We start from the raw sequence: 21,266 nt of genomic DNA, 5'->3' as shown, positions 1-21,266 counted from the left end.
GTCCTGCACGACGAAACGCCCCGGGCTGACCTGTGACGGTCGCCCCGGGGCGTTCCCGGTGGATGTCCCGGGCGGCTGAGCATCGCGCGTCAGCCGCCCGGTGACGGTTCAGCCGCAGCTGCGGGTGTCGTACCCCGCCTTCTGCGTCGCGGTCGCCGTCTTGCCGTCGACCTGGCCCGTCGCGGTGATCGAGACCTCTCCGGCCGCGAGCTGCGTCTGACGGGTCGAGATCGCCTGGCTGACGCTCTTGCCCGGTGCGAGGTTCGCGATGCTCTTCTTGCCGAACGCGGTGGTCAGCTCGATCGAGACCGGCACGGCGCTCGTGTTCTTCATGGTGGCGGTGAGGGTCACCCGGCCGGAGATGCACCGCGTGGCGGCCGAGAGCTCGGTCGTGATCGCGGGGGCGGCGGCGGCCCGGACGACCTGGACACGGTACGTCTTGGTCGTCGTGTGGTCCTGCGCCAGCGAGCGCAGGGTCACGATCGTCGGCGCACCATCCGCGGCGAGGGGGATCGTCCGCTTCTGCGTGTCATCGATCAGGATGTCGCCGAGGTAGACCAGGCCACTGGGGGTGGCCGGGTCGGCGTCGAACGTCGCCGTCGTGGCATCCCGGGGGACCGTCACGGTGTAGTCGTACGTGCCGTCCGCCAGCTTCGGGCTGAGGGTCCCTCCGTCGAAGGTCAGCGCGTTCAGGTCGGCGTCGGTCGCGTAGGTCGTCGTCGTAGTCGTGTAGACCCCGAACACACCGCCGACGTAGCTGGTGCCGTTGCCCTGGAAGCGCACGGTGATGATGGGGATCTTGTTCCCCTTCTCATCGAGCACGTACGCGCCGGACTGATCGCGCTTGTACCGGTCCTTCGCGGCGATGTCGGCCATCGCCGAGGCGGGGATCTCGTCGTATTGGATGTAGAAGGAGTCCCCGTTCGCATTGGTGACGCGCTCGGACTTGAACTTCACGTCGTCGATGTAGACGTCGAACGTGCGCCCGTTGTCGCCGCCGAAGTACCGCACGCCGAGGTAGTTCTTCGGCGCGGACGGGTCGACGGCCATGTCGTACTGGAAGAACGCCTCGGTCGACCGCTCGCCGTCGCGGTACTGCTGCCCGAGGTGGGCACCCACCGACGAGCGGTTGAACTTGTAGTTCTTGCCAGCTTCGCTGTTGTTGTTGTCGAACGAGGTGAGGGCGTCTGTGGTCATCTCATCGATGCGGAGCTTCTCCTTCTCGCTCTTGATCAGCGCCTGCGCCGCCGCCGAGTCGGGCTGGATGAGGTTCATGTACAGCGCATAGCGGGCGTTGTACATGCTGTAGTACGGCTCGAAGGTCAAGGCGGCGGATGCGGCATCGACGTTCTGCAGCCGGAACTTCATGACGGTGCGCCCGTTGTTGTCGGCGCCGTTGGACTGACGGACGAGGTTCTTCTCGATCTCCTTCTTGAAGGTCTCGACGTCGGCGACGCGGACGCTGTTGGTGACCGACTTGTCGGCGACGCTGGTGCGCACCAGGATGCCGGCGGGCGAGGTCGCCTCGACGTTGGTGCGGTTGAGCTCGGCCGAGAGCACGACCGGGCCGTAGCGGAACGCGACCCAGTTGGGGTCTTCCGTGCCGGCCTCGACCTGCACCGTGGCGGGCAGCGTGTAGGAGAGCTTGTCGCCGACGGCGACGGGGATCACGACGTACCCGTTCTGGGTGGATGCCGCGACGTCGCGGGCCTGGCCGTTGACCGTCAGCGACGGGTTCGGCGACCAGCTCGGAACGCGCAGACGCAGCGTGGTGTCGGCGGGGAGGGCCCCTCCGTCGAGCGACGAGACCTCGAACGAGGCGACGTCACTGTTGGGGATGTCCGCCGTCTGCTTCAGCTTGAGGTTCTGCGGCTCCGACGAGAACTCCGTCGAGCGGAACATGTTCACGTAGACCGACGACCCCTTGCGGAAGTAGATCGAGTCACCGAGCTTGGTGAAGCTCTCGGTGGCCGTGCCGTGGTCGCACCAGAACTCGTCCTCCTTGCGTCCGAAGACCTTGGCGTACCCGGCGGTCTGCGGCTGGAAGTACGTCATCATGCCGGTCTCGGGGTTCTGTGACGCCAGGATCGTGTTGATGTAGGTGTTCTCGTAGTAGTCCGCGTACTTCACGTCGGGGCTCACTCGGAACAGACCATGGGTGAGCTTGAGCATGTTGTACTCGTTGCAGCCCTCGACCGTGGACTGCTCGCCGTACCCGGTGGTGATGCCGTTGGTGGCGAACTCGTGCAGGGTGCCCGGCTGCTGGAAGTGCTCCGAGTAGCTGTTGCCGCCGCCGATGTACGAGTGGTCGTTCACGACCATCTGCCAGAAGTTCTCGGCGGCACGACGGTACATGTCGAGGTCGGACTTCTCCGTCGCGCTCAGGCGCGCGTACAGGGTGGGGTTGTCCGTGAACACCGTGTAGCGCTTGAGGGCTCCGACGAGCTTGGGGATCGTGGTGTTGGCGTGCTTGCCGGCCAGGACGTCCTGGTTGGCGGCGAGCTGACGGAAGAGCGAGACCTCGTCGAAGAGCTCGGCGGCCTTCTTGTGCTGGTCGTTCTCGGTGATGCTGTACAGCTCGTACAGGGCCTCGTTCATGCCGCCGTACTCGGTGCTGAGCAGCGAGCTGGGGTTGGCCTGACGCGAGCCCCAGACGTTCAACCACGAACCGAAGCCGCTCGCGACCGTGAGCGCCTTGTCGGCGACCTCCTTCGGGGCGTACTGATGGGCGTCGATGAGACCGGCGAGCACCTTGTGCAGGTTGTAGAACGGCACGATGAGACCGTCGGCGCCGTGCGGCAGGTACGACACCGGGAACGGTGCGACGTAGCCGGCGTTGGACGGGTCCTTCTGGGCGTAGGCGGCTTGCGCGGCGGCGAGGCCGTCGACCGCCGTGGTCAGTTTGGCCAGCAGCTGGGCCTTGCGGCCCTCATCGGTCTCGGTCGAGTAGGCCTGCGAGAGCGCCGACACGAAGTGGCCGAAGAAGTGGCCCTGGAAGCGCGCGCCGGTCGTGCGCTCCCATCCGCCGTAGGGCTGTGCGGTGGTGGGGATGCCGGCGAGCTGGTCGAAGGAGTACAAGAACCTCTTCGGGTCGAGCGTGAGCAGCCAGTCCACCATCTTGGCGTTGCTGTTCTGCAGGTAGGGATCGGTGACCAGCACTTCGTTGAGGTCGGTGTCGTCGACGTAGATCGAGGTCGACACGCCCTCCTTCGCCACCTCGACCGCGAAGGTCCTGGTGCGCGGGGCGCTGTCGGCATAGGTCGCCGTCGCGGTGAGGGTGACCGTGGCGTTGGCGTCCTTCGGACGCGTCACGGTCGCCTGGCCGCCGTTGACGGCGATGACCCCGGGCGCGGACGAGGTCCACGTGAAGGCCGTGCCGTTGGAGGCGGAGGTGGTCAGCCCGAAGCTGGCCGACGCGCTCCCGGGCACCGACAGCTGCTCGAGGGCGCGCCCGGCCACGTCGGCCGGGTCGAAGGCCGGGTTGTTCGCCTTCGTGAGCCCGACGACGTCGGATGCCGAAGCGACGGCGTTGTAGAGCGTGTAATCGTCGAGGGCGCCGCGGACATAGGCGCCGTTGTACTGCGGGCCGTTGAAGCCGATGGACTTCGTCGTGGTGCTCTCGGAGGTGAGGGCGCCGGTGGCGGCGCCGCCCATGGCGCTCGCGACCGAGGAGACCTGCTGCTCGCCGTTGCGGTAGAACGTGACGGCCTTGGTGTCCTTGTCGTAGGTGACGGCGACGTGCGTCCACTGGCCCGCGGGGAAGAACGTGTCTCGCGAACCGTTCACGGTCACCTTGTAGGGCTGGCCCCCTCCGGGGCCGATCGACAGAGCGAGCGGGGTGTTCGCGTTCTCGGCGGTGAGGTACCACCCCGCGGAGTTGTAGACGCCCTTGTTCCAGGTGAACACCTGCTCGCCGGTGCCCATGGCGCCGTCGGGCTTGAACCAGAACGAGAGGGTCAGGTTCTCGGGCTGCAGAGCGGCGCTGGTGCCGAGGCTGACCGCGTCGGAGCCGCGCAGGCTCAGCGCACGGCCGTGGATGCCCTCGACGTAGGCGGCCGACCCGCGCAGCATGGACGTGGCGATCTTGTTGGGGCCTGCGTCGGCGAGGGAGTCGTCGAAGCCGAGGTCGAGGACCTTGGCCGAGTCGAGGGCGGTCGCTGCGGTGGCTGCGGTGGGGGCGATCACCGCCAATCCGCTGGCGATCAACATCGCGGTCGCGCTGAGCGCCACCGTCTTTCGGATTCGGGACATCGATGTTCCTCTCTGCGGCTCTGCAGAAATCGGTGATGCGGTTCGAGTGCCGTCGGACCGTAGCGACGTCGCGTGCGTCCGGGGCTTGCGCCCGAAGGGGGCGGCGAGGGTCATGTTAGTGCTAACAAGAGCGGAACACCACCGCCGATGTCCTCAACGCTGGAGCGGCCATCGATTCGTGCGCAGCGCTCGAGATGTCGCAAGTCAGGGTCGTCGCGATCGCGTCGGGGGCGGGTGGCGGTGCCCCCGGTCGCGGTGCCCCCGAGGAGGCATTCGTCGTGAATCGGCCATCGCCCGTCCGATCGCGGGCTTCCGCCTGCGCGCGACGCCGGCCCCGGGCGTGCGGTATCCACCCCGACTGCGCATTCGGCGGACGCTTGCGCTTATACGTATTCATGAAACACGATTGTTACCCATAGATCGTGGCACTTAGGCTTCCCTAAACGCTGTGCATACGTATACGGTTTGGCCATGTCATCCACTAGAAAGCGCGCTATCGCCTTCGTCGCCACGGCGACCTTGGGTGCACTCGCCCTCTCGGGATGCGGCGCGGGTAGCCGCACGGGAAACGAGAATGCCACCGAGGTCGCCTGCGACTACACCGCACCCGAATCCGCGACCACGGTCAACGTGCTCGCCTACAACTCCTCCGCCATCGACCCGTTCACCGACACGATGGTCTCCAGCTGCACCAAGGACGATGTCACGGTCAAGCACGACCCGATCGATTTCGGGGGGCAGGTCACCAAGACGACGGCGACGCTCGCGGGCGAGACCGGCAGCTACGACATCGTCGAGACGTACGGCTTCGTCATCCCGAGCCTGGCCGTCGACGACAAGCTCGTGCCGATCGACGACCTGTTCGCCGAGTACGCCGACAAGTACGACCTCAACGCCATCAGCGAGTCGATGCGTCAGGGCATGTCGTACGACGGCAAGCTCTACGCCCTGCCGATGCAGGCGCAGATGTTCGTCATGGCCTACCGCACCGACGTGTTCGACGAGCTGGGACTCGAGGTGCCGCAGACGTTCGACGACATGATCGCCGCCGCTGAGGCGATCAAGGCATCGGGCAAGATGCAGTACCCGATCGCGCTGCCCTGGCTCGCCACCGCCGATGTCACCACGAGCTTCCAGGCCGTCATGAACTCCCTCGGAAGCGACTTCGTCGACGCGAGCGGCAACGTCACACTCGACACCTCCGAGGCGAAGGAGGCACTGCAGGCCATGCAGAGCCTTCAGCCCTACATGGACCCGCAGGTGACCACCTTCGACCAGCCGAAGGTGCAGCAGCAGATGTACAACGACACAGCGGCGATGTCGATCATGTTCTCGGGTCGCATGAGCGACCTCACCAAGGCCGAGAACAGCAAGCTGTCCGAGAACTTCGGCTTCGCGGCACCGCCGAAGGTCTCGTCGTCGGCGCCATACCTGTACGACCGGTTGTCCATCGACGGGTGGTCGATCCCGTTCAACACCAAGCTCGACCACAAGATGCTCTTCGAGATGATGGCGTCGGCCGTCAGCGAGGACGCATCGACGGCGTCGGTGCCGGCAGCGTACCCCGCTCGCGAGGGAATGGTCACCGCCGACAACTCGCCCTACGGTCAGGCCGCCAACGACTCCATCGCGGGCGTCATGCCGCCGGTGGTCTCGCCCATCCTGGCCCCGATCAGCAACGAGATCACGCCGATCGTGGCGCAGTTCCTCGCCGGCGGCCTGTCGGCCGACGAGGCGACGGCGCAGATGCAGGCGGCGGGCGAGCAGATCGCGGGCTGACGCCCGGGATCGCCTGTATCCACCAGTGAAGGGGGCCCGGNGACCGGGCCGGGCCCGCCCGAGAGGAGTCGTCCCGTGAAAGCACGAGAATTCTGGGTGCTGTTCGCCCCCAGCCTGGCCATCATGAGCGCCCTTCTGGTGTTCCCCCTTCTGCGCACCGTGCAGTGGAGCCTCGAGAACGTGCGGTACGGCGTTCCGGGCACCTTCGTCGGTCTGGCGAACTTCACCGATGCCCTGGGCGACCCCCGCTTCCATCGGGCGGTGGTCTTCACCGTGGTCGTGACGCTCGTCACCACGGTCATCCTGCTCGTCTTCGGCTACCTGATCGCCATCGCGGTCAACACCCTGCGGCTCTCCCGGCCTCTTGTGCTCGGCATCATGCTGGTGTCATACGTGCTCCCCAACCTGGTCGGGGCGGTCGCGTTCTCGTGGCTGTTCGATGACAACTTCGGCGGGGTGGTCAACAGGCTCATCGGGTTGTTCGGCGGGACGCAGGTGCTGTGGTTCACCGATCAGGTGCCCAATGCCGTGCTCGTCATCCTCAACACCGTCTGGCAGATGCTGCCCTTCGCGATGCTCATCATCCTCGCCGGGCTCCAGGGGGTTCCCGTCGAATTGCGCGAAGCCGCCCGTATCGACGGCGCCAACGCCTTCCAGACGCATCTGAGCGTCATCATCCCCACCATCCGCGGTGTGCTGGGCTTCGTCTGCCTCATCACGATCATGGACGTGCTGCGCATCTTCGACGCCCTCATCCCCCTGTCGCCACAAGCGGAGACGATCGGCAACGAGTCGATCATGTTGTACGTCTACGCCGTCGCCTTCGCCAACGGCGCGCAGGAACTCGGTCTCGGCAGCGCCATCAACGTCCTGACCATCCTGCTCATCCTGGTCATGCTCATCCCCTTCATCCGGGGCATCTTCAAGGAAGCGAAGGCCGCCCGATGACCCTCAGCAGCGAGACGCTCTCGACCCGCGCCATCACCACCGGCGACATCGAAGGCAAGGGCCGCCGCCCCCGGCCGAGGCGCCGCATCGTGGGCGTCACAGGCCTGCTCCTCGGCATCCTGTGCTTCCTCATGCTGAGTCCGTTCGTCTGGATGATGCTGTCGGTGACGAAGCCGACGGACGTCGCCTTCGCCAACCCGCCCGTGCTCGCCGGATACGAACCGACGCTCAAGGCCTTCGTCGACCTGTGGGAGACGACGTATTTCGCCGACTACCTGGTCAACACGCTGGCCGTCGCGGTCATCTCCACGTTGCTCGCTCTCATCATCGGCATCCCCGCCGCCTACGCGCTCTCGCGCTTTCCGAGCTACATCTCGGCGCTCCTGCTCGTGCTCGCCCTGATCTTCCGCGCGCTGCCGCGATTCGCGGTGGTGCTTCCCATGTACGACATCAGCCGCGCGCTCGGCATCTACGACACGCAGTTCGCCCTGGCGATCGCGCTCGTGGCGATCAACCAACCGTTCACGATCTGGCTGCTGCGCAACTTCTTCGCGGAGATCCCGCGCGAGCTCGACGAGGCCGCGATGATCGACGGCTGCACGCGCATCGGCATGCTGAGGCGCGTGATGATCCCGCTCATGGGTCCCGGCATCCTCACCGCCGGCATCTTCGTCTTCCTCTTCGCGTTCCAGGAGTACCTCACCGCACTCGTGCTCACCGACACGTCGTCGAAGACCGTGCCGGTGTTCATCGCGACGCAGCTCGGCCAGACGCTGCCGATGCTCCAGCAGGCGGGCGCCGCTTCGATGCTCCTCACGATCCCGGTCGTCGTCATCGCCTTCATCGCGCAGAAGTACCTCGTCGCGGGACTCAGCGACGGAGCCGTCAAGGGGTGACCGTGCCCGCGGTGCCGCTGGTCCTGTTGGCGGGGATGAACTGCACCCCCGAGCTGTGGACGGGATGCGGGCTCGACGAGGCGCTCACCCCCGCGGTCGACGCCGACGACATGAACACTCAGGTCGACCGCCTGCTGGAGCAGCTCCCCGACGCCTTCGTGATCGGGGGGCTGTCGCTCGGCGCGATCGTGGCGATGGCGGTGACCGTGCGCGCACCGGAGCGGGTGCTCGGGCTCTGCGTCACGGCGACGAATGCGAAGGCCCCGACGCCGGCGCAGCGCGCGGGATGGGCGCGATGGCGTGATCGTCTGTCGGCGGGCGAGACACCGGCGGACCTCCAGGCCGAGATCCTGCCCGTGCTCCTCTCGGAACGGGTCCGGGCGACGCGGCCCGATCTGGTGAAGCGCACGCTGCGCATGGCGGAGCAGACGCGGGATGCCGTGCTGGCGGCGCAGCTGCGCCTGCAGGCGACGCGCGTCGACCTGTTGCCCGGGCTCGACGCGGTGCGCGTGCCGTCGCTCGTGATCGCCGGCCGGGACGACGCGCTGTGTCCGCCGGGATTCCACGACGAGATCGCCGACGCACTCGCGGGGTCCCGGCGCGAGCAGTTGGACGCGGGGCACCTCGTGCCGCTCGAGCGGCCCGCCGAGTTCGGCGCCCTCGTGCGCGACTGGTGCGCCGGTGTGGGTGCCGCGACGCTCGGCCGGCGGTCGCGCGCGGACGGCACCGGTGCGTGGTGAGCGGACGACGTTCCGCCTGACGCCGCAGCCCCGTCGGAGCCGCGCGCCGGCGCGTCGCGGGGGCGATGCGGCGAGCGTGACCGTCGACGTTCTCCACGGCGTCGTCGCCCCGCGCGGCGGATGGATGCGTCATCCGCTCGGTTGCCGCAGATGGTCGACCGCCCGGGGACGTGGGGGCGATGCAAGGCGAAGCGCTGAGCGGGGCGGGGTCGGTCGGCGCGGATGGTCGGGGTTGAGAGGGCCGGCTGCCGGCGGCGCGCGGTGGCGTCGCGGCAGGCTCAGTCGCGGGCCGCGCGCAGGTCCCGCAGGTGCCCCATGAGCGAGGATGCGAGGTTGTAGACCACCAGGCGGGCGCCGTCGTCGAAGGCGGCGGTCGCGGCCGCGGGGGTGCCGACGATGTCGAGGCGCAGGCCGCCGGCAGCCGCCACCGCGCGGTGGACGATCGACGTCGCCGCGCTCACGGGCAGGTCGTCGGGACCAGAGGATGCCGCCAGGTCGGCGGGACCGACCATGATGCCGTCCACGCCGGGGGTGCGCGCGATGGCATCGGCGGCGGCGACTCCCGCCGGCGACTCGATCATCGCGAGGACGAGGGTGTTCTCGAGATACCAGTCGCGGTGCTGCGCGGGGGGCGTCTCGCCGAAGAACCCGGCGCGGCTGTAGGTGGCGAAGCCGCGGGTGCCGCGGGGAGGATAGTGCGCGGCGGCGGCGACCGCGGCGGCCGCCGCGGCATCGTCGATGTGCGGCACGAGAACGCCCTGAGCGCCCTGGTCGAGGGCGCGGAGGACCATGCCGGGATCGTCCTCCCCGACGCGGACGATCACCGGGACGCCGTGCAGGCCGGCCACGGCGATGTGCTGGCGCAGGGCGATCACGTCGGCGGGGCCGTGCTCGGCGTCGATCAGCACGAAGTCGAAGCCCGAGACGGCGAGCATCTCGACCAGCTCCTCGCTCGGCATGCGCACAAGCGCACCGATGAGTCGGTCGCCCGCCCGGGCGCGGCTGCGCAGTGAGGCGGGGCGCTCGGCGGATGCGGACATGCTCATGCGATCATCCCCGCCGAGAGGTCGACGTCGGCTCCGCACATCCCGGGCATCGACAGCATCGCCACCACGGCGGCGCCGACCTCGTCCTCGGTGATCATGCGTCCCAGTGCCGCGCGCGAGACGAACGCGCTCTCGGCCTCGTCGACGCTCGTGCCCGAGCGCTCGGCCTCGAGCCGGAAGTTGCGTGCCATGCGTTCCCCCTCGACCGGACCCGGAGACAGCGTGTTGACACTCACCCCGGCGGGACCCACCTCGAACGCCAGGGTCGAGGTCAGGCCCAGGACCGCCATCTTCGACGCGGTGTAGGGGGTGCGATGCGCCAGGGGGCGTTTGCCCGAGACGGAGGCGACGTTGATCACGTCGCCGCTGCCGCGCGCCACCATCGGGGGCAGGAACGCCCGGCACAGCAGGAAGGTACCGCGCACGTTCACGGCGAAGACCTCGTCCCAATCGGCGACGCCGATGTCCGTGAGGGCGGCGACGGGTCCGGCGATGCCGGCGTTGTTGACCAGGATCGACACCTCGGTGTCGGCGAGGGCGTCACGCAGGCGCGACACCGAGACCTCATCGGCGACGTCGCAGACCTCCGCGTGGGCGGGCCCCGGCAGCGCCGTGGCGACCGCATCGAGTTTGCGCGCGTCGCGACCGACGATGACCAGCTCGGCCCCGGCGTGCGAGAGCGCTCGCGCGATCGCCGCGCCCAGCCCGCTCCCGCCTCCGGTGACCAGCGCCGTCCGCCCCCGGAGATCCGTCATCGCGTGCCCGCCCGGCTCTCTTCGATCCACGGGAACGTCGCGCCGCCGTGACGCCATGCCCGGGCGTCGCCGGATCGGGCGTGCCCTTCGAACAGCTCCACGCGCGCGGCCCGACCGCAGACCTCTCCGAGCATCGCGGAGGATGCCGGGTCGGTGATCTCCTGGTACGTCACGGTGCGCAGGTACTTGCCCACCCACAGTCCCCCGGTGTACCGCGCGGCGCCGAGGGTCGGCAGCACGTGGTTGGTGCCGATGACCTTGTCGCCGTAGGAGACGCAGGTGTTCTCGCCGAGGAAGAGGGCGCCGTAGTCGTGCATCTTCTCGAGCGCGGCGCGCGGCTCGTTCGTGAAGATCTGCACGTGCTCGAAGGCGAAGGAGTCGGCCAGGGCATAAGCCTCGTCGAGGTCGTCGACCACGATGACCTGACCCCAGTCGCGCCACGCCGGTTCGGCGTAGTCGCGGGTCGACATGCCGGGCAGGATCTCCTCGACCAGTTCGAGGACCCGCTCGCCGAGCGCGCGGGAGGTCGTGATGAGGACAGCGGGCGATTCCGGCCCGTGCTCCGCCTGCGACAGCAGGTCGACCGCGGTGAGGAACGGGTCGGCGTCGTCGTCGGCGACGATCAGGATCTCGGTGGGGCCGGCGAAGAGGTCGATGCCCACCTCGCCGAACAACTGCCTCTTCGCCTCGGCGACGTAGGCGTTGCCGGGGCCGGCGATCATGTTGACGGGGGCGATGGTCTCCGTGCCGACGGCCATCGCGGTCACGGCCTGCACGCCGCCGAGGATGTAGATCTCGTCGGCCCCGGCGAGCTTCATCGCCGCCACGGTCGCTGCGGGGATCTCGCCGCGGATCGGCGGGGTGCACGCGACCACGCGGGGGACGCCGGCGACCTTCGCCGTGATGATCGTCATGTGCGCCGACGCTGTGAGCGGGTACTTCCCGCCGGGGATGTAGGCGCCTGCGGCGCGGACGGGCACGTGCTTCTGGCCCAGGTGCACGCCCGGGAGGGTTTCGACCTCGATGTCCACCAGGGAGTCCCGCTGCGCCTGGGCGAATCGCCGCACCTGGTCCTGCACGAAACGGATGTCGTCGATGACCTGCGGTTCGAGGGTCGCCATGATGCGATCGACGTCGGAGTCGTCGAGCCGGAACGGCTCCTCCCACCGATCGAAGGTCGCGGCGTGCCGACGCACGGCGTCGTCGCCATGGGTTCGGATGTCGGCGATGATCGAGCCGACCGTTGCCGCGACGTCGCTCTGTGCGGTGTCGGTGAACGACTTCGTGGGCGCCTTCTTCAGGTACAGGGGCATCGTCGCGTCCTCTCTCTGCATACGTATGTTGTCATCATGACTGCGTATGCACGCGAGGTCAACCGTTCGCTAGACTTCGACCCTCAGCACCCGATCGCCAGGGGGGTCCATGGCCGTCACGAGCAGAGACGTCGCTCGACTGGCCGGCGTCTCCCAGCCCACCGTGTCGCGCGCCCTTCGCGACGATTCCCGCGTGTCGGAGGAGACCAAGAAGCGGGTCCGCGACGCGGCCGTCCTGCTCGGTTACGTCCCGAGCGAAGCGGGCAGGGCGCTGTCGTCGGGTCGCACCCGACGCATCGGCCTGCTCGTGACGGATCTCGAGAACCAGTTCTACGCGCACATCATCGCGCCCCTGCACCGCGAGCTGGAGAGCTGCGGGTACCAGCTGGTCCTGCACACAGAGACCGCCGATGAGTCCGTCGCCGAACGGCTCATCGCCAACGGTCTCGACGGCGTGATCCTGGCCACCACGACGGTGGAGTCGGTGGTGCCCCTGCGCCTCCGCGACCGAGGGCTGCCGTTCGTCTACTTCAACCGCACGGCGGCGCTGGTCGACGCCGACGCCACGGTGGTCGCCCCGGCCGCCGGGTTCGAGGTCGCGGTCGACCGTGCGCTGGCGCTCGGACACCGACGGATCGGAGCCGTGCTCGGTCCGCAGAACACCAGCACCGGACGCTCGCGCGAATTGGCGCTGCGGGCGGCCTTGGCTGCGAGGGGTGCTGCGCTCGATCCCGGGGCGGTGCGCCACGGTCCGTTCGATACGGCTGCCGGAGACACCGCGACCGCGGAGCTGCTGGCACTGCCCGATGCTCCGACGCTCATCTTCTGCGGCAACGACGTCATGGCCTATGGGGCGTTGAACGCCGCGCGCCGGGTCGGCGCGTCGGTTCCCGCCGACATCTCGATCATCGGCTTCGACGACCTGCCTCCCGCGTCGTGGCCGCTCATCGAGCTGTCCACGATCGCGTACGACTACGTGCAGATGGCCCGCGAGGCGGGCCGACTGATGGTGGAGCGCATCGAAGAGCGACCCGAGGAGTTCGCGCACGTCGAGTTCTCCACGACCTTCGTCGAACGGCTCACGCTCGGCGCGGCGCGCTCGCACTGACGGCGGCGCCGTCCCGCGCCACCGAGCCGACGGGGTTCGCGGTCCGGCCCGTCGGATGCGACTGCACTCGCCGCGACCGGGTTCGGGTCTCGAACCACGGAGCGCACCGCGACCGGGTTGAGACCCGGGCCGCGGAGCGTACCGAGACCGGGTTCGGGTCTCGAGCCACGGAGCGCACCGAGGCCGGGTTGAGGCTCGCGCCACGGAGCGTACCGCGACCGGGGTCGAGGCCCGGGCCGTCGCGCGCCGGGCGCTTGCATCCGAGTTGTGCATACGCATACACTGCCGACATCGCCCCCGCGCGTCGTCGCGACGCCCAACCCGAAGGAGCCCCCGAGTGCCTCTCGACCCGGTCGCCTACCAGCCGTACGCGGATCCCGACGACTTCATCCGCGAGGTGACGGATCTCATCTGGGTCGATCGGTCGATCAGCTTCATCCGGGACAACTACGAGCCCGACTCGATCGTCCACGGCGCGTACGGCACGTCGACGACACGCGACGAGGTCATCGAGGGCACGCTCATGCGCATCTCCGCGACCCCCGATCGCACCGGTCAGGCCGAGGACGTCATCTGGGAAGCCCGGGGAGACGACGCCTTCCTGAGCTCGCACCTCGTCCTGTCGGGACACCTGCAGACGTCGGAGTACAGCCGCACCATCGCCAACTGCCTCTACCGGCGCGGCCGCATGGTCGAGGAGTGGGTCGTCCGCGACACCCTCGCCGGCGCACTCGTGCTGCGCAGCGATCTCGACGAGCTCGCCCGCGCCCAGGCGTTCCGCGGCTACACCGGCACCTGGACCGAACCGGCCCCGGCCGACCCCATCGCCGTCGGCGACTCCGGCCCCCGGCCCGACGAGTACCGCCCCGAGGTCGAGCGCGTCGTCGAGATGATCGAGACGGTGTGGAACGACCGCGACCTTCAGAAGGTCGAGCGGTTCTTCCACCGCGACCTCGTGCTGCTCACCGTCGGCAACCGCCTCGTCATCCGTCCCGAAGGGTACCGACGTGCGCTCCTGGGCTTCCTGGAATCGTTCCCGTCGGGGCGCTTCCAGGTTCGTGACATCCAGACCAACTACGACGTGCGCTACGCCGGTCTCCGGGTCGCCGTCACCTGGAAGTTCGTCGGCGACTACAACGGCGTCGCCAACTACGGTCCCCTCACCGGCCGCCCCGTCGACGTCCTGGGCATCTCCCAGTTCACGTTCCACCAGGGCGCCCTGGTGAAGGAGGTGCGGTTGTGGGACGACATCGCCTTGCGCGCGCAGATCGCGGGAATGCGAGGCGACGAGCCCGTCGTCCTCGGAAACATCTACTGACCCAACGAAGGAAGAGAACAATGAGCACGGATCACCTGAGCCACGACACCGTCGTCGACGGGGCGGAGATCGAGCGGCGGACCATCCGCAAGAGCGACTGGGCTCCGCACAACGCCGCTTTCATCGACTGCCGCACCCCCGGCTCGGACCGCAAGCAGAACTACGCCTTCATCGGCGGGGGCGTCTCCCAGAACGCCGGCCAGGTGATCAACCTGACCGAACTGCACGGGTTCAACACGGGTGCCGCGGGCATGCCCAACGGCATCTCGAACAACCTGCACCTGCACTTCACCGCCGAGGTCTTCGTCAACCTCGGGGGCGAGTTCCGACTGCGGTGGGGGATCGATGGCAAGCAGGGCGAGTACGTCAGCACAGACGGCGACGTCATCTCGATCCCCACGTGGATCTTCCGCGGCTTCACGAACGAGGGGCCCGACGACGGCATCCTGTGGACCGTCCTCGGACGTGACGTGACGGGCGGCATCATCTGGGGCCCTTCGGTGCTCAAGGAAGCGGAGTCGTACGGTCTGCACCTGACCGCCGACAACCAGCTCATCGACACCGTCGCCGGCGACGAGCTGCCGACCGACGTCCCCCTCATCAAGCCGATCCAGCAGCGCTACATCGACGAGCTCACACCGTTCACCGTCGAGCAGATGCGCGGGCGAGTCGTGCAGCCGGGTGACCGCGTCTACAGCGCGAACGCGCTGCTGTGCGCCGCACTGCCCGGCGGCGCGGCCGAGCTCAGCCTCGCGATCGGCTATGGGATGACGGAGGACCGCCGTCAGGTGCCCCGCATCCACGAGCCGCACTCCTTCAACATGGCGTGGGTGCGAGCCGCCGCCGACGAGGGCATCCTCCGCCACCGGCACGACAAGAACCAGGCGCTGCTGGTCAAGAGCGGACGTTGGGCGGTCACGCTCAACGGCGATCCCGCCACGACCGTCGAGCTCGAACCGTCGGATTCCTTCTCGGTGCCGGCGGGCGCCTGGCGCGCCTTCCGCTGCATCGACGGCGGCGACGCCGGAGCCGGTGAGCTTCTGGTCGTGAACTCGGGAGACGACCGCGTCTACCTGGAATGGGCCCCCGAGGTCGTCGACGCCGCTCGCGACGCCGACTGGATGCTCGACCCCAACGGCTACCTCGCGCCGGTCGGTGTGATGGTGACGGCGACGGAGGACGACTGATCGCCGAGCGCGCGCTCGCGGTCGCCGCGACCTCCCCCCGCATCGACGTGGGCGAGGTCGCGGCGAACATCGACACACTGCGCGAAGCGTTGGCCGAGGCCGTCGCAGCGGGGGCGCGACTGGTGGTCGCCCCCGAGCTGTGCCTCAGCGGGTACGTGTTCGCCGACGAGCGCGAGGCGCGTGCCGCCGCGGTGCGTCGCGACGATCCGCGTTGGGGGCGGATCCGCGCCGCACTGCCGGCCGGTGTGGTCGCCGTCGTCGGCTACGCCGAGGATGCCGGCGACCACCTCTTCAACACCGCGGCGATCTTGACCCGCTCGCACCGGATCGGCGATTACCGCAAGTCGCACCTGTGGGGGAGCGAGACGCGCTTCTTCACCCGGGGCGACGCGGCCGGGGAGATCTTCGACACGCCCGTCGGGCGCCTGGGCGTAGCGGTCTGCTACGACAACGAGTTCCCCGAGGTGCCGCGCCGGCTCGCTCTCGCCGGCGCCGAGATCCTCGCCCTCCCCGTGAATTGGCCGCTGGTGGACCGCCCGGTGGGGGAGCATGCGCCCGAGACGATCCAGGCCATGGCGGCGGCGCGCACGTCGCGCCTCGCGACGGTCATCGCCGACCGCCACGGAGAGGAGCGCGGCGTCCCGTGGACCGGGGGGACGGCGATCATCGACGACGACGGATGGATCACGGCCGAGGCTCCCGACGGGGCGGGGCTCGCCCTCACCACGCTGCGGCTGCGGCATCCGTCCGACAAATCCCTGCCCCCGCACAACGATCTCTTCGGCGACCGCCGGCCCGATCTCTACGGCTGAGGCGTCTTCGACGCGTAGTTCATCGGGGGGCCACGCGTCCCGGATGTCGTGTCATCCGCGCCCGCAGCATCTGCTGCGCCATGTCGGCCAGGCGTCGTGCCGCGGGGGACAGGTCGGCGCCCTCTCGACGGGCGAGGGCGACGGTGTCGTACAGGGGCTCGGCGAACGGCACGACGCGGATCTGCGCCGGGAAGGTCGTCGCCTCGGCTATGGAGCGCGACACGATGGTGTCGGCGGTACCGGATGCCACCAAGCCCAGTGCCGTCTCGACGTTCTCCACCTCGATCGCCGGCTCGATCGAGTGCCCCTCGGCGCTCGCCCTTTCCCGAAGCTGTCGACGCGTGGGGTCGTCCCACCCGGCGTACGCGTCGTAGAGCACGAGCTTGGAGGCGGCGACGTCGGCGAGGCTGACGGGCCCCGTCGGCGCGTCGGCGCGCGCGGAGGCGAAGACCACCTCGTCGCGGAAGAGCGGCGTGATCGACAGGCCGGTCTCGTCGACGGGGAGGACGAGGAGTCCGGCCTCGACCTCGCCGGCGGCGATCGATCGGGCGACGAGGGCGGAATTGATGCCGACGAGACGCACGCGCACGCCGGGGTGCCGTTCGTGGAAGCGCTGCAAGAGCTCCGACAGGTCGTAGTAGGCGGCGTTGCGCAGGACCCCGAAGGTGCAGGTGCCCGACTCCAGCGCGGTGAGCGCACGGATGGTCTCGACGCCGTTGTCGATGGCGCTCACCGCCCGCTCGGCGTGCGCGCGCAGCGCGAGGGCCGAGTCGGTCGCCACGAGGCGGCGTCCCCCGCGTCGGAAGAGCGCGACGTCGAGCTCGCGCTCCAGGCGCGCGACCAGCTCCGAGACGGAGGCCTGCGTCGTGTCGAGGTCGGTGGCGGCTGCGGTGAACGATCCGTTCTGGAGCGCGGACAGGAACGCGCGGAGCTGCGTGATCGTCACGTGCCAATGGTAAACCTTGTGGTTCGTATCGTCTTCATCGTTCTTGTGGGGGGAATCGAGAGCTTCTACCGTTCGGGTATGCGATTCACGCCCGCGCTCCTCGAGCGACTCGACGGTTCCTTCCACCACCTCAAGACACCCCTGATCGACGCCCCCGCCGCGCAACGCGATCCGGCCGTCATCGACACCGTCTCGTCGATGCTCGGCGACATCCGGCGTCGCGGTCTCGATGCGGTCCTCGATCACGCCCGCACGCTCGACCGGTACGAGGGCGGCGACATCGAACTGACGGCCGCGCAGATAGCCTCGAGCGGTGACCGGCTCGCCCCCGACCTGCGCGCCGCGATCGAACTCGGTTCGCAGCGCACCAAGGCCTTCGCCGCGGAGCAGCGCGACCGCCTGCACGACTTCGAGACGGAGCTCGTCCCCGGGCTCTTCACCGGGGTGCGGTACGTGCCGGTCTCGCGTGTGGGCGCCTACCTCCCCGCGGGGCGCTTCCCCCTCACCGCCAGCGCGTTCATGACGGTCGGGGTGGCCAAGGCAGCGGGCGTGCCCACGGTGATCGCCTGCACGCCTCCCCAGCCCGACGGGGGCGCGAACGACGCCGTCGTCTACGCCGCGCACCTGTCCGGGGTCGACCGCGTCTTCGTCCTCGGCGGGGTGCAGGCACTCGCCGCCATGGCCTACGGACTGCTGGGCGACCTGCCGGTCGACATGCTGGTGGGCGCCGGCAACGCGTTCGTGGCCGAAGCGAAGCGCCAGCTCTTCGGCACCGTCGCCATCGACCTTCTGGCGGGACCGTCCGAGGTCGCCGTGCTCTCGGATGACAGCGCCGATCCCGAGATCGTGGCGGCCGACCTCCTCGGTCAGGCCGAGCACGGCCCGAACTCGCCCGCCGCTCTCATCACCACGTCTCACGAGCACGGTGCGGCCGTGATCGCAGCCGTCGAACGCCAGTTGCTGACGCTGGCCACGGAGCCGATCGCCGGGCCGGCGTGGCGCGACTACGGAACGGTGACCGTCGCGGCCGACCGCGATACCGCGGTGGCCTTGATGGACGACCTCGCGCCCGAGCACCTCGAGGTGATCACCGACGACGACGAGTGGTACCACGACAATCTCCGCAATTACGGGTCCCTCTTCCTGGGGCCGTGGAGCACCGTCGCCTACTCGGACAAGGGGATGGCGGGCACCAACCACGTGCTCCCCACCGCCGGGGGCGCGAAGCACAGCGCGGGCCTGTCGGTGTCGCGGTTCGTCAAGCCGCTGACCTACCAGCGCATCAGCCGGGAGGCGACGCCGGCCCTCGCCGAGGCCGTGCAGACGATCTCCGATTCCGAGGGGATGGCGGCCCACAGCGCCACCGCGACGATGCGCCTGGCAACCTACGCACAGGATTGAGCGCCGGCGCGGACCCACGGCATCCTGCATCGCGATGATCGCGGGGCGGGATGCCGTGGACCCGGTCGTCCGAGCCGCGGGTGTGCCTGGAGCCGCGTCAGCCGAGGAACTCCCGAGCGGCCACGACGAGGTTCTCGACCCCGCGGTCGATCGTCGGCTGCATGACGGGCGCGAAGAAGGGGGAGTGGTTCGTCGGGATGTCGCGCTCCATCGTGCCTCCGGCCATGGCATCCGCGAACGCCTGCGGGTCGACGCCGCCCCAGAACCAGAACACCAGCGGAGCGCCCGACTCGCGGGCGAACCACGACACGTCCTCGCTGCCGGTGAACATGCCGGGGTCGACCACCGCGGCCTCGCCGAACGAGCGCCGGAAGGCCGAGGTCAGGCGGGCCGTGGCATCCGGGTCGTTGATCGTCGGCGGCAGGGTGTGATCGGTGCTGATGGTGGGTTCCTGCTCGGCTCCGGATGCCGCAGCCTCCGCGCGGACGATGCGCTCGACCTTCGACATCACGCGCTCGCGGGCGACGTCGTCGGGGTAGCGCAGGCTCAGCTCGAGCTTCGCCTCGGCGGGGATGATGTTGTTCTTCAACCCCGCGTGCATCGAGCCGACGGTGACGACGGCGACGTCGCGCGGGTCGACCTCGCGTGACACGACCGTCTGCAGGCGCATGACGGTGGCCGCCGCCATGACGACCGGGTCGATCGTCGAGTGCGGGCGCGAGCCGTGACCGCCGCGGCCGTGCAGCACGACGGTGAGCCCGTCGGAGGCCGCCATCTGCGTGCCCGGGCGCACGCCGATGACCCCGGCGGGCAGGGGGGTGACGTGTTGGCCGAGCACGATGTCGGGGGTCGGGTAGCGCTCGAGCACGCCGTCGGCGATCATCGCCTGCGATCCCGCGCCGTACTCCTCGGCGGGCTGGAAGACCGCCACGATCGTCCCCGACCACTCGTCGCGGGTCGCGACGAGCCGCTCGAGGGCGCCGATGAGGGCGGTGACGTGCATGTCGTGGCCGCACGCGTGCATGACCGGTACCGCGTTGCCGGCGGGATCGGTGCCGCGCGCGGTGCTGGCGTAGGCAAGGCCGGTCTGCTCCTCGACGGGGAGGGCGTCCATATCGGCGCGCAGCCACACCACGGGACCCTCGCCGTTGTCGATGCGGGTGACCACGCCCGTGCGTCCCACACCCTCTTCGACCTCGAGTCCCAGCTCGCCGAGGTGCCGCGCGATGACGCCGGCCGTACGCGTCTCCTGGAACGACAGCTCCGGGTGGGTGTGCAGGTCGGTGTACAGGCTTTCGAGGTCGACGCTCATGGGTCGAGCCTAGTTCGCGCCCCCGACACCGGCACGGTGTCCCATCCGGGCCGGGCGCCGCGTCCGGGCGCCGGCCGGCGCGACGCCATGACGCAGGAGAAACACGCCGTGCGCCCACCCGGACCCCGAGAAGGCGGGCAGCGCCTTTCGCAACTCCTGCGTCGTGTTCTCCAGCACCGCTGCCCCGGCTCGCTACCGGACGCCGCCGACTCCCGCAAGCCGTCCGATCCGGCCGGGTGCGAGGGTGAGGCTGGCCGCATGACGACGACACACTTCGACTACCTCATCGTCGGCGGCGGGATGGTCGCCGACTCCGCAGCCCGCGGCATCCGCGAGATCGACGCCGACGGGACCATCGGCATCCTGAGCGACGACGTCGACGAGCCCTACACGCGGCCCGCCCTCAGCAAGAAGCTGTGGACCGACGACGACTTCACCTGGGAGAAGGTGCCGCTCGGCACGGCCGACGACACGCGCGCCGACATCCGGCTGCGCACCCGCGCGACCGCCATCCGCCCCGATGCGCACGAAGCGGATGCCGAGGGCGAGACGTTCTCGTACGGCAAGCTCCTGATCGCCACCGGAGGCGCGCCCGTCGCCCTCCCCCTCGACGACCGCTCCCACGGCGAGCGCGCCCTGACCTTCCGCACCGCCGAGGACTACCGGCGCCTGCGCGCCCTCGCCGACGACGTCGATCGCATCGCGGTGGTCGGCGGTGGGTACATCGGCTCCGAGCTCGCCGCCGCACTCGTGCAGAACGGCGTCGACACGGTGCTCGTCCACACCGGGTCCGTCCTGGGCGACGCCGTCTTCCCCGCCGCCCTCGCGGAGCGCTTCGAGAAGCTCTTCCGCGAGGCGGGCGTCGAGATCGTCGCCGGCTCCAAGGTCTCGGGGGGAGAAGTGGATGCCGATGGCGCCCGCCTCGAGCTCGAGAACGGCGACGAGGTGCGCGCGGATGCCGTCGTGAGCGGTCTCGGGATCAAGGTGGCCACCGAGCTGGCGGAGGACGCCGGACTCCGTGTCGACGACGGCGTGCACGTCGACGCGCAGCTGCGGACCTCCGCCGACGACGTCTACGCCGCGGGGGATGTCGCCAGCTACCCCGACCGCCTGCTCGGGCGCCGCCGCGTGGAACACGTCGACAACGCCAACGAGCAGGGGACGGCCGCGGGCCGCAACCTCGCGGGGGCCGCCGAACCGTACACGCACACGCCGTACTACTACTCGGCGGTCTTCGGCATCCGGTACGAAGCGGTGGGAACCCTCGACTCGTCGCTCGAGACCGTCGAGGACTGGATCGACGGCGAGCACGGCGTCGTGTACTACCTCGACGAGGGACGCGTGGTGGGCGTGCTGCTGTGGAACGTCGAAGACGCTCGGGATGCCGCTCGCGAGGTGCTCGCCGCGGCCGACACCCTCACGCGCGACGACCTGGTCGGCCGAATCCGCTGAGC

General features: G+C 69.4%; 16 protein-coding genes. 10 read left to right on the top strand and 6 right to left on the bottom strand.

Features of this window, described 5'->3' with window-relative positions; all coding sequences use genetic code 11:
• Positions 1-108: 108 nt before the first annotated feature.
• Entirely contained in the window at positions 109-4,251 is a 4,143-nt protein-coding gene (locus tag ACTJJP_RS14950; protein WP_440775769.1) for a beta-L-arabinofuranosidase domain-containing protein, read from the bottom strand.
• 471 nt (positions 4,252-4,722) lie between these two features.
• On the opposite strand from ACTJJP_RS14950, the gene ACTJJP_RS14945 reads away from it, so the two are divergent.
• The 4 genes from ACTJJP_RS14945 (at position 4,723) to ACTJJP_RS14930 (ending at position 8,614) form a co-directional block, all read left to right on the top strand.
• Positions 4,723-6,030 carry an ABC transporter substrate-binding protein gene (locus ACTJJP_RS14945; protein ID WP_440775768.1) on the top strand — a complete coding sequence of 436 codons (1,308 nt, stop codon included), beginning with the start codon at positions 4,723-4,725 and terminating at the stop codon, positions 6,028-6,030.
• A gap of 75 nt (positions 6,031-6,105) precedes the next feature.
• Positions 6,106-6,978, top strand: coding sequence for a carbohydrate ABC transporter permease (locus tag ACTJJP_RS14940; RefSeq protein WP_440775767.1), 873 nt, complete (start codon positions 6,106-6,108; stop codon positions 6,976-6,978).
• The gene (locus ACTJJP_RS14935; protein ID WP_440775766.1) at positions 6,975-7,874 is read left to right on the top strand and encodes a carbohydrate ABC transporter permease; all 900 of its coding nucleotides are present in this window, start codon (positions 6,975-6,977) and stop codon (positions 7,872-7,874) included. The genes ACTJJP_RS14940 and ACTJJP_RS14935 overlap by 4 nt, the downstream gene beginning before the upstream one ends.
• A 2-nt stretch (positions 7,875-7,876) precedes the next feature.
• Positions 7,877-8,614 carry an alpha/beta fold hydrolase gene (locus tag ACTJJP_RS14930; protein ID WP_440775765.1) on the top strand — a complete coding sequence of 246 codons (738 nt, stop codon included), beginning with the start codon at positions 7,877-7,879 and terminating at the stop codon, positions 8,612-8,614.
• Positions 8,615-8,892: 278 nt separating this feature from the next.
• On the opposite strand, the gene ACTJJP_RS14925 is transcribed toward ACTJJP_RS14930, so the two are convergent.
• From ACTJJP_RS14925 to hisD (ACTJJP_RS14915), 3 genes are read right to left on the bottom strand one after another with little or no spacing between them, the layout of a single operon-like run.
• On the bottom strand, positions 8,893-9,660 hold the full coding sequence (locus tag ACTJJP_RS14925; RefSeq protein ID WP_440775764.1) for an HpcH/HpaI aldolase family protein: 768 nt from the start codon (positions 9,658-9,660) through the stop codon (positions 8,893-8,895).
• Positions 9,657-10,415 carry an SDR family NAD(P)-dependent oxidoreductase gene (locus ACTJJP_RS14920; RefSeq protein WP_440775763.1) on the bottom strand — a complete coding sequence of 253 codons (759 nt, stop codon included), beginning with the start codon at positions 10,413-10,415 and terminating at the stop codon, positions 9,657-9,659. Before ACTJJP_RS14920 ends, ACTJJP_RS14925 begins: the two co-directional genes overlap by 4 nt.
• On the bottom strand, positions 10,412-11,728 hold the full coding sequence (gene hisD / locus ACTJJP_RS14915) for a histidinol dehydrogenase (protein WP_440775762.1): 1,317 nt from the start codon (positions 11,726-11,728) through the stop codon (positions 10,412-10,414). The genes ACTJJP_RS14920 and hisD (ACTJJP_RS14915) overlap by 4 nt, the downstream gene beginning before the upstream one ends.
• 109 nt (positions 11,729-11,837) lie before the next feature.
• Here hisD (ACTJJP_RS14915) and ACTJJP_RS14910 point away from each other — a divergent pair, with 109 nt between their 5' ends.
• The 4 genes from ACTJJP_RS14910 to ACTJJP_RS14895 all read left to right on the top strand — a co-directional run bounded on the left by ACTJJP_RS14910 (position 11,838) and on the right by ACTJJP_RS14895 (position 16,153).
• Positions 11,838-12,836 (top strand): LacI family DNA-binding transcriptional regulator, encoded by a 999-nt coding sequence (locus tag ACTJJP_RS14910; RefSeq protein ID WP_440775761.1) that lies wholly within the window; start codon positions 11,838-11,840, stop codon positions 12,834-12,836.
• Between the two features lie 337 nt (positions 12,837-13,173).
• Entirely contained in the window at positions 13,174-14,154 is a 981-nt protein-coding gene (locus ACTJJP_RS14905; protein ID WP_440775760.1) for an ester cyclase, read from the top strand.
• Between the two features lie 20 nt (positions 14,155-14,174).
• Positions 14,175-15,341 carry a cupin domain-containing protein gene (locus tag ACTJJP_RS14900; protein ID WP_440775759.1) on the top strand — a complete coding sequence of 389 codons (1,167 nt, stop codon included), beginning with the start codon at positions 14,175-14,177 and terminating at the stop codon, positions 15,339-15,341.
• A 47-nt stretch (positions 15,342-15,388) separates the two neighbouring features.
• Positions 15,389-16,153, top strand: coding sequence for a nitrilase-related carbon-nitrogen hydrolase (locus ACTJJP_RS14895; protein ID WP_440775758.1), 765 nt, complete (start codon positions 15,389-15,391; stop codon positions 16,151-16,153).
• A gap of 19 nt (positions 16,154-16,172) precedes the next feature.
• Here ACTJJP_RS14895 and ACTJJP_RS14890 read toward each other — a convergent pair whose 3' ends face one another.
• Positions 16,173-17,099, bottom strand: a complete 927-nt coding sequence (locus ACTJJP_RS14890) for a LysR family transcriptional regulator (protein WP_440775757.1) — start codon at positions 17,097-17,099, stop codon at positions 16,173-16,175.
• Between the two features lie 78 nt (positions 17,100-17,177).
• Here ACTJJP_RS14890 and hisD (ACTJJP_RS14885) point away from each other — a divergent pair, with 78 nt between their 5' ends.
• Positions 17,178-18,500 (top strand): histidinol dehydrogenase, encoded by a 1,323-nt coding sequence (gene hisD, locus ACTJJP_RS14885; protein WP_440775756.1) that lies wholly within the window; start codon positions 17,178-17,180, stop codon positions 18,498-18,500.
• 97 nt (positions 18,501-18,597) lie between these two features.
• On the opposite strand, the gene ACTJJP_RS14880 is transcribed toward hisD (ACTJJP_RS14885), so the two are convergent.
• Positions 18,598-19,812, bottom strand: coding sequence for an amidohydrolase (locus ACTJJP_RS14880; protein WP_440775755.1), 1,215 nt, complete (start codon positions 19,810-19,812; stop codon positions 18,598-18,600).
• A gap of 258 nt (positions 19,813-20,070) precedes the next feature.
• Here ACTJJP_RS14880 and ACTJJP_RS14875 point away from each other — a divergent pair, with 258 nt between their 5' ends.
• Positions 20,071-21,264, top strand: coding sequence for an NAD(P)/FAD-dependent oxidoreductase (locus ACTJJP_RS14875; protein WP_440775754.1), 1,194 nt, complete (start codon positions 20,071-20,073; stop codon positions 21,262-21,264).
• The last annotated feature ends 2 nt before the right edge of the window (positions 21,265-21,266 follow it).

This window comes from Microbacterium sp. 22296 (assembly GCF_052045385.1).
GTDB lineage: Bacteria > Actinomycetota > Actinomycetes > Actinomycetales > Microbacteriaceae > Microbacterium.
This window is presented reverse-complemented; position numbering and strand designations above follow the sequence as displayed.

Bases quoted from the DNA above. Each gene is read 5' to 3' on its own strand.
- ACTJJP_RS14950 (WP_440775769.1), bottom strand. From the start codon at position 4,251: ATGTCCCGAATCCGAAAGACGGTGGCGCTCAGCGCGACCGCGATGTTG.
- ACTJJP_RS14945 (WP_440775768.1), top strand. From the start codon at position 4,723: ATGTCATCCACTAGAAAGCGCGCTATCGCCTTCGTCGCCACGGCGACC.
- ACTJJP_RS14935 (WP_440775766.1), top strand. From the start codon at position 6,975: ATGACCCTCAGCAGCGAGACGCTCTCGACCCGCGCCATCACCACCGGC.
- ACTJJP_RS14925 (WP_440775764.1), bottom strand. From the start codon at position 9,660: ATGAGCATGTCCGCATCCGCCGAGCGCCCCGCCTCACTGCGCAGCCGC.
- ACTJJP_RS14920 (WP_440775763.1), bottom strand. From the start codon at position 10,415: ATGACGGATCTCCGGGGGCGGACGGCGCTGGTCACCGGAGGCGGGAGC.
- hisD (WP_440775762.1), bottom strand. From the start codon at position 11,728: ATGCCCCTGTACCTGAAGAAGGCGCCCACGAAGTCGTTCACCGACACC.
- ACTJJP_RS14910 (WP_440775761.1), top strand. From the start codon at position 11,838: ATGGCCGTCACGAGCAGAGACGTCGCTCGACTGGCCGGCGTCTCCCAG.
- ACTJJP_RS14900 (WP_440775759.1), top strand. From the start codon at position 14,175: ATGAGCACGGATCACCTGAGCCACGACACCGTCGTCGACGGGGCGGAG.
- hisD (WP_440775756.1), top strand. From the start codon at position 17,178: ATGCGATTCACGCCCGCGCTCCTCGAGCGACTCGACGGTTCCTTCCAC.
- ACTJJP_RS14880 (WP_440775755.1), bottom strand. From the start codon at position 19,812: ATGAGCGTCGACCTCGAAAGCCTGTACACCGACCTGCACACCCACCCG.
- ACTJJP_RS14875 (WP_440775754.1), top strand. From the start codon at position 20,071: ATGACGACGACACACTTCGACTACCTCATCGTCGGCGGCGGGATGGTC.